The sequence below is a fragment of the Achromobacter sp. MYb9 genome, assembly GCF_002975275.1.
In the GTDB taxonomy this organism is placed as follows: Bacteria; Pseudomonadota; Gammaproteobacteria; order Burkholderiales; family Burkholderiaceae_B; genus Achromobacter.
The window spans coordinates 142,521-150,678 of record NZ_PCOQ01000015.1 but is presented as its reverse complement, the minus strand read 5'-3'; the positions used below and the strand labels follow the sequence as shown (position 1 = coordinate 150,678).

Sequence of the window (8,158 nt, the reverse complement as noted above, 5' to 3'; positions counted from 1 at the left end):
GGGGAGCCGGCGGGGGCGGAGCGGCGACATCGATGATCCACGGCTGCAGCGTCGGGGCGCCGCCGCCCAGCGCAGGCCGGGCGGTGGACAACGTAAGCTTGACGTTCTTCCAGTCTTCACCCGTGTTCTGGCTGATGACGCCGAAGTAACCCAGATCCACCGTGCGGTCCGCAGGGCGCAAACGCGCATCATAGGCAGGCGCCCAGCGGGCGCCGCCCACGGCATATGACACGGCCAGATCCACTTTGCCCGCGCGAGCGAGGTTGATCCGCAGCGTGACGGTCTTGCTGCGGCGGCTTAACTGGCCGCGCATGATGTCCAACTGGCCTTGCAGTGCCTCTATCTCGCGTTCCAGTACGGCTTTGCGTTCGGCGACCTGGCGCAGGCTGGCCAGCGTCTTGCCCAGGGTGTCGGCGCTAAGGGTCTGGATCGCCTTCAGCTCGTCCAGCGTCAGGCGGGCGCCTTCCTTCGCGGGTTCGGTTGCACCGCGCTGCATCATCAGGACGAGTTCGCGCTGGTTGTCCAGCACCGCGGCCTCATCATCCAGTTCGGCTTGCCGGGCCTCGAGCTTGCGCATTTGCTCCTGTAGCGTGCGGACCCGTTCGTTGGCGGTATCGGTCTGGAAGGCATCACGCACCTTGACGTCCAGCAACGAGGCTTGGCCGGTGCTTTTGGCTGATACCTGCAGCGAGTTTGCCTGCAGCGAGATAGGCAGGTTCTCAAGCTCCAGTTCATGTTCGCCCGCGGCCAGTTCACTGCTGGCGGACCGGGTCACCACGGCGCGGTCCTGATAGACCGTCACTGCGCCAATGGAGGAAGCCAGCCCGGCGGCTACGCCCAAGCCGGGAATCGTTGCGATGGCCAGGGCCAGAAGAGTACGTCGCACTAAGTCACCTGTAGGAAGGTTGATTCGGCAAGGCTGCGGCCCGGTTCAGGGACGGATCACCGATTGCGCGACAATTTACTCTGCGTCCTTGGCCACGGCTTTACAGAAGATTTCAAAAGCGACAGGGCAATACCGTGCCGGTGCGTGTGGCGGGCATCATGCGCGTTCGGGGTGAGCCAGCCGGCGCAGCATGTCGACGGCGTTGACGGCGGCGACGGAACGGTCGCGGCGCCGGTAAGCCATGTCCAGCAGGGCGTGCGGGGCGTCGCCTTCGATAGGGCGGTATTCGATGCCTTCGGCGCCCATGTGGCGCATGGCTGCCGGCACCACCGAAATGCCGACGCCCGCAGCGACGAGGCTGACGATGGAGGCCATCTGCGGCGCCTCCTGAATTACCCGCGGAATAAAGCCCGCCCGCTGGCAAGCGGACAGGATGGCGTCGTACAGCCCCGCGCCGATGGGGCGCGGATAGAGCACGAAATCCTCGTCGGCAAGCGCCGTGACGGGCACGCTGGGCAGGCGGCTCAAGGGATGGTCGGGAGGCAGGGCGACCAGCATGGGTTCGTCCAGCACGCGCTCGGATTCAAATTCCGGGTCCAACAAATAGGGAGGCCGCACGAAGGCCACGTCGACCTCGCCCAGCCGCAAGCCGCGCAGCAGCGAAATGGTGTTGCCCTCCGTGAGCGTGACGCGGACGTCGGGATAGCGGTCACGAAAAGCGCGGATCGCGCGGGGCAGGTAAGGGTGGAAGACCGCCGACGCGGTGAATCCGACCGTGACCGCGCCGCGTTCGCCGCGGCCCAGGCGGCGAGCGGTATCGATCGCACGGTCCGCGCTGGCCAGGATGGCCCTGGCGTCCTCCAGAAACTGGGCGCCGGCCTCGGTCATGGCGATGCCGCGCGGCAGCCGCAGAAACAACGGCGTGCCGATTTCCCGTTCCAGCTGCTGGATCTGCTGGCTGAGCGGCGGCTGTCCGATACCCAGCCGCGCGGCGGCCCGGGTGAAATGCAGTTCTTCGGCCACGGCGGTGAAATAGCGCAGGTGACGGAGTTCCATCGTTTTAAAGTATAGGGTGTACAAGTTTCATATATTGGACATATGAAGGCGAAAAGTCTACTTTGAGTGTGCGGGCCATACGCCCGATGCCATTCCGAGAATCCTGATGTCCAGCGCCACCGCCAGTCCTTCGTCTTCAGCCCCCACTGCCTATCTCGCGCGGGGCACGCCGGGGCTGCGCCGCGCCCAGTGGGCGTTGTTCGCCGCCGGCTTTTCTACATTTTCCCTGCTGTATTGCGTGCAGCCGCTGATGCCGATGTTCACCCAGGCGTTTGGCGTGTCGCCCGCGCAAAGCAGCCTGGTCTTGTCGCTGTGTACCGGTCTGCTTGCCGTGGCCATCTTTTTCGTCGGCCTGTTTTCGCAGGCCTTGCCGCGCAAGCGCGTGATGGCGCTATCGCTCTTTGCGTCGGCCGTGCTGGGTACGATCGCCGCCGTGGCGCCAGACTGGCACAGCCTGCTTGCGCTACGTGCGTTGCAGGGCGTTGCGATGGGCGGCGTGCCTGCGGTGGCAATGGCCTATCTGGCCGAAGAGGTCGAACCCGATACGCTGGGCTTCGTCATGGGCCTGTATATCAGCGGTAGCGCCTTCGGTGGCTTGTCGGGCCGCGTCATCACCGGCCTGGTGTCCGATCACTTCGGCTGGCGCGCGGCGATGGGAACGCTGGGCTTGCTGGGCTTGATCGCGGCCGTGCTGTTCGTCTGGCTGCTACCGGCCTCGCGCCGTTTCACGCCGCAACGCGGGCGGGGCTGGGCCGGCGTGGCGTCAGACGTGCGCGCCGGCGTCGGCGCACATTTGAAGAATGGCCCGCTATGCGCGCTCTTCGCGATGGGCGGCCTGTTGATGGGCGCGTTCGTCACCCTCTACAACTATGTCGGCTTCAGGTTGTTGCTGCCGCCGTTCTCGCTCAGCCAGACTTTTATCGGCTTCATCTTCGTTGTGTATCTCGTGGGCATCTTCGCGTCCACGTTCTTCGGCCGGCTGGCCGACCGCCATGGCCGCGGGGCCATGCTGTGCGCCGCCACCGGATTGGCGCTGGCTGGCTTGCTGCTGACGCTGTCGGATTCGCTGCCCATCCTGGTCGCCGGGATCGTCCTCTTCACCTTCGGTTTTTTTGCCGCGCACGCGGTGGCCAGCGGTTGGGTCGGGCAAATGGCGCGCGGCTACAAGGCATTGGCCGCGTCGCTCTACCTGTTGGTCTATTACGTCGGGTCCAGCGTGCTGGGCGCGTGGGGCGGCCATTTCTGGGCCACCAGCCAATGGCCCGGCGTTGCGGCCATGGCGGGCGGCCTGTTGGCGCTGGCGTTGCTGATCAGCGCAGGGCTGGCATGGCGCACGAGTGGCAGCGTGAAGCGCGGAACTGGGATAATCGCGGAAACCCACTGATTATCGAGAGGCTCCATGTTTTCACACGTTTGCATTGGCGTCGGCGACTTCGAGCGCGCGTTGGCCTTCTATTCCGCGCAAGCCGAGGCGCTTGGATTGCGTCCCAGATTCCTGGACCGCGAGCATCCCTGGGCGGGGTGGCAGCCGGCCGAAGGCGACAGGCCGCGTTTCGTGATCAGCGCCCCGCACGACGGACGTGCCGCGACGCCCGGCAACGGGCAGATGACCGCGTTCATGGCGGCCGACCGCGCAACGGTGGACCGTTGCCACGCCCTGGCACTGTCGATGGGCGGAACGTGCGAAGGCCCGCCCGGGCTGCGGCCCGAGTATCACGCGAACTACTATGGCGCCTATTTCCGCGACCCCGACGGCAACAAGCTCTGCGTCTGTTGCCACGACGCATTGGAACCGGCGCAAGGCTAAGGCATCCCCGCCACATGCGGTTCAGGCGGCGCGGCAGCTGTCCGGGCGGCCAGCGTGACATCGATGCCTTGGCTAAGCGCCGATAACAACAGGTGCGGCGCAAGATCCAGCTTCGCCAACAACACGCTGCACCGCGACATTTTCGCCAAGTCGTCGTGCGATAGGGCGGCCAGCCACTGGCAGGCTTGCTGCGAGATCAGCAGGCCGGCCAGGGCGTCGGCGTTGCCGGTGCGAGCCAGGCGCTGCAGCAGCAGCAAATACATCATGTTCGTTTCGTGGATATCGCGCAGAAGTTCGCTGGATTTCGGCATCGGGCGTCCCTGACTTCGTTGATTCCGCACGTCGGCCGCCGCCGCTGCGGAAAGGGCGCGTGGCGTCCTCGTGGGAACGTCTATTCCAAGCCCGGGAGGGGCTTGCGTGCCGGTAGCGTCAGTCGATCATATTTAAGCGACCGGGGCGCGTCAGCTATGGATTTCCCTGTGCGGGTCGCCAACCCAATCCCAATATTAAAACGTACTCATTCTCATTTATAATGGAGCGCATGCCAGGTCGCGCGTTGCGGGGGCGGTAGCGCACGCGGCGCGCCGGGCGCTTGTTTCACTCCGAGGCCTGCGATGACATCCTCCTTTCTAGACCGCCATGACTTGCAGCGCGAACATGCGGCGCTGCTTGCCGCTTATGGGCAGGCGCAATCGCATTGCAGCCAGTTGCTAAGCGCGCAGGCGGCGCGCATTCTGCATCTGGAGGCCGGAGCGATGCGCCTGCGCGCCGCGGTCATCCAGCGCGACACGGCACTGGCTTGGGCGCGGGAAGACCACCGCGCGCTGGAAGGGTCGATACCGGGATTGCCCAAACGGGTGGCGCTGGCACGCCGGGTCACGCAACTGATGGAGCGTATCCAATGTCTCATGCGTGAGCGGCTGGCCTGGCAGGACCGGGCCAGCCAGGCCAGGGCGCGTCCGGCGGAGCGGGTTGCCGAGTCGGTGGCGCCGCAGCCAGCCGTCATGGCCGTCGCGTTGCGCGAAAAGTCGGTGCTGTGCGTGGGCGAAGATGCGTTGGCGCTGATGCTGACGCGCAAGGTCGTCGAGCTTGCCGGAGGCCGTTACCTGGGTCACAGCGGCCAGGGCGATGCAGACGGCGCAACGCTGGAAGCCAGTTTGATCGCGGCGGATCTTGTCATTTGCCAGACCGGCTGCGTCAGCCACGGCGCCTATTGGCGGGTGAAGGATCATTGCGCCCGCACGGGCAAGCAATGTGTGCTGGTCGACAAGCCCGAAGCGCTGAACGCCCTGCGCCTGGACGGTGAACCGGTATCCGAGCAGGAACGGTAGCGTCGCGTTACCGAGCGTTTCGGTACGTCGGCGGGGCCCCGCAATACAGTACGTACTGGTAAAGGGGCAGACATGTTGAAGAAACAGGATCGCGTTGCGCTCCCTTGGACGGATACGCTGGCGCGTCTGGAAGATGAACGCATCATGCTGCAGCGCATTGCCGCGGGCATGCCGTTGCCGGATGTCCTGGAGCATGTGTTGCACGCCATCGAGGCGCAATCGAGCGTGAAATTGTGCACGGCGATCGCGCTGATCGACGATACCGGGACGTTCCTGCTGCATGCCGCGGCGCCCAGCCTGCCGGCGGCGTTCAATGTGGCCGTGCAGCGCACACCCATTGGGCCGCATATGGCGTCGTGGGGAGCGGCGGCGCATGCAGGAAACGCCGTGTACGTGGAAGACATCGCCACGCATCCTGCCTGGGAGCGCTGGCGCGATCTGGCGTTGTCACAGGGACTGCGGGCGTGCTGGTCGACGCCGATCAAGGCGCCCGATGGACGCTTGCTGGGCGTGTTTTCCAACTACTACAGCACGGTGCGCTCGCCTTCCACCGACGATATCGACGCCATCGCGCTGGTGACGCGCAGCGCCGCGCTGGCCATCGAGCGGCACCTGACCGACGCCGCGCTGCGTGATAGCGGCGAGCGCTGGCGTGCCATGTTCGATGGCATGCAAGAGGCCTTCTTTTTAAGCGAGGCGCTGCGGGATGGCGATGGCCGTATCGTGGACTTCCGCTTTCTGGAGGTGAATCCGGCCTTCGAGCGCCAGAGCGGCATGCGGGAAGGCGATACGCTGGGCCATACGCTGCGCGAAATGATACCCGGCGTCCCCAGCCAGATCATGGACGCGTTCGCTCAGGTGGTGGAAACGGGCGAACCGGCTCAGTTCGAGTTCGCCGTGCCCGGGCCCAAGCATGCCTGGTACGAGGCTCGGGCGCGTAAAGACGGCGCCGACCGCATGATGGCCTTGTTTCTGGACGTCACGGCGCGCAAGGCGGCCGAAACCGAGCTATGGGAAGGGCAGCATCGCAAGAATTTCCTGTTGGCGCTGGGCGACCGCATGCGTGAACTTCATCTTCAGTCCGAAATCGAGCATGTCGCCTGCGAGGGGCTGGGCCAGCATCTGGCGCTTGGCCTGGTGGCGGTGGCGGACTGGTCCGGGGACGACGGCGCGACGGTGGCGCTATCGACCTGTTGGCGGTCCGAGACGGAACAGTCCAAGGCGCAGCCGCTGACGCCCGAGCAACTGGGCGAAGAATTGAAGGACGCGCTGCGCAAGGGCCGCACCGCCTACCTGCAACCGCTGGTGGCGAATCAGGAAGGCGAGGTCCGGCCATCCGCGATCGTGGTGCCGATGCGTCGCTGGGGGCGGAACGGCGGTACGTTGCTGGTGCGGCCACAGGCTGGCAGCCGACTCAAGGCCGGCGATCTGGCCTTTATCGAAGAAGTGGCGGAGCGCATGTGCGGCGCCGTCGAGCGTTCGCAGTACGCGAGGACGCTGGAGCAGCGTGTCGAAGACGCCATCGCGGAGCGCGACCGCATTTGGCGGTTGTCGCCGGAACTGCTTGCCGTCGTCGACGAGCACGAGCGCTTCGTCAGTGTCAATCCCGCCGTGCGGCCGATCCTGGGCTGGAGCCCTGAGCAGTTCCTGTCCATGGGGCTGGCCGAACTGGTGCACCCGGACGATCAGGCGGCCACGCGCGCCGCGATGGCGCAGGCGTCGCACGCCGACCCCGCGCAAGCCGTGCGGCATATGGAGAACCGGCTGCTGGGACGCGACGGCACCTATCGCTGGATCACCTGGAGCATGTCGTGGTCGCAAGACAGCCTGTACATGACTGGCCGCGACGATACCGATTTGAAGGTGCAGGCCGAGATGCTGCGCGAGACCGAGCAGGCGTTGAGGCAATCGCAAAAAATGGAAGCGGTGGGGCGTTTGACGGGCGGCATCGCCCACGACTTCAACAATATGCTGCAGGGCATTACGGGCGCCTTGTACCTGATCAAGCGCAAGCTCGATGCCGGCACGCCGGCGCAGGCGGAACGCTTCATCAACGTGGCGATGGATTCCGCCAACCGCGCCGCGCATCTGACCCAACGGTTGCTGACTTTTTCGCGCCGCCAACCCATTGATCCCAAACCCTTCAGCGTGGCGTCCACGCTGCAGTCGATGGCCGACCTGTTCCACCGCTATACCGGCGAACGCGTGCGGCTGCTTTTCGATCTGGATCCGGCGTTGTGGACGGTTCGATGCGACAAGAACCAGTTCGAGAACGCCATGTTGAACCTGGTGATCAACGCGTGCGACGCGATGCCCAATGGCGGCGCATTGACGGTTGCCGCGCTGAACCGATCGTTGGATGCCGCGCTGTTGCGCCAATTTCCCGGGATGAACGCGGGCGATTTCGTGCAGGTGTCGGTCACGGACGAAGGCTGCGGCATGGCGCCCGACGTGCTGGCGCACGCCTTCGATCCATTCTTCACCACCAAGCCACTGGGCGAAGGCACCGGCCTGGGTCTGTCCATGATCTACGGCTTTGCAAAGCAGGCCGGCGGCGTCGCCACGCTGGAAAGCGAGGTGGGCAAGGGTACGACGGTCAGATTGTTGTTGCCGCGGTACGACGGCGCGCCGGATGCCACCGCGCGGCATGAGCTGACCGCGCAACCGGTATCGGATGTCGGACAGCCCTCCGTCGTGGTGCTGGTGGAAGACGATGCCAATGTGCGCGACATGGTGCGCGAATGCCTGGTTGACCTGGGCATGCACGTCCTGACTGCGGCGGATGGCGAGGCCGGGTTGGAGCTGGTGCTGGGCACGGCCGGTATCGACCTGCTGGTGACGGATGTGGGCTTGCCGGCGTTGAACGGCCGCCAGTTGGCGGACGCCGCGCGGGCGGCCCATCCCGGGCTGAAGGTCCTGATGATGACCGGATACGCCGAAAGCGCCGCGCATGATCGCGGCTTCCTGGAGCACGGGATGGAACTGATCGTGAAGCCGTTCTCGCTGGATGCGCTGGGCGAACGCGTGCAGCGCATGCTGGCCGAATCCCGGAAAGCCCGGGCCGGGAGTGCGGGATAG

The 8,158-nt window shown here is 65.5% G+C and carries 7 protein-coding genes; 4 read left to right on the top strand and 3 right to left on the bottom strand.

Annotated features, from left to right (window positions below):
* Both CQ050_RS20605 and CQ050_RS20600 read right to left on the bottom strand, forming a co-directional pair.
* The coding region (locus CQ050_RS20605; RefSeq protein ID WP_233214192.1) for a mucoidy inhibitor MuiA family protein at positions 1-886 on the bottom strand (886 nt) is incomplete at its 3' end.
* Between the two features lie 156 nt (positions 887-1,042).
* Complete coding sequence (locus CQ050_RS20600) at positions 1,043-1,942, bottom strand: LysR substrate-binding domain-containing protein (RefSeq protein WP_105558679.1); 900 nt, start codon at positions 1,940-1,942, stop codon at positions 1,043-1,045.
* Between the two features lie 106 nt (positions 1,943-2,048).
* Between CQ050_RS20600 and CQ050_RS20595 the strand changes: the two genes are divergently transcribed.
* Both CQ050_RS20595 and CQ050_RS20590 read left to right on the top strand, forming a co-directional pair.
* On the top strand, positions 2,049-3,326 hold the full coding sequence (locus CQ050_RS20595) for an MFS transporter (protein ID WP_105558678.1): 1,278 nt from the start codon (positions 2,049-2,051) through the stop codon (positions 3,324-3,326).
* Between the two features lie 15 nt (positions 3,327-3,341).
* Positions 3,342-3,749 (top strand): VOC family protein, encoded by a 408-nt coding sequence (locus CQ050_RS20590; protein ID WP_105558677.1) that lies wholly within the window; start codon positions 3,342-3,344, stop codon positions 3,747-3,749.
* Here the strand turns inward: CQ050_RS20590 and CQ050_RS20585 are convergent.
* Positions 3,746-4,060: a flagellar transcriptional regulator FlhD gene (locus CQ050_RS20585; protein WP_105558676.1), complete on the bottom strand. Its 315-nt coding sequence runs from the start codon at positions 4,058-4,060 to the stop codon at positions 3,746-3,748. The genes CQ050_RS20590 and CQ050_RS20585 overlap by 4 nt on opposite strands.
* A gap of 303 nt (positions 4,061-4,363) precedes the next feature.
* Between CQ050_RS20585 and CQ050_RS20580 the strand changes: the two genes are divergently transcribed.
* Both CQ050_RS20580 and CQ050_RS20575 read left to right on the top strand, forming a co-directional pair.
* Positions 4,364-5,080: a DUF2325 domain-containing protein gene (locus tag CQ050_RS20580; RefSeq protein ID WP_105558675.1), complete on the top strand. Its 717-nt coding sequence runs from the start codon at positions 4,364-4,366 to the stop codon at positions 5,078-5,080.
* 72 nt (positions 5,081-5,152) lie between these two features.
* Positions 5,153-8,158, top strand: a complete 3,006-nt coding sequence (locus CQ050_RS20575) for a PAS domain-containing protein (RefSeq protein WP_105558674.1) — start codon at positions 5,153-5,155, stop codon at positions 8,156-8,158.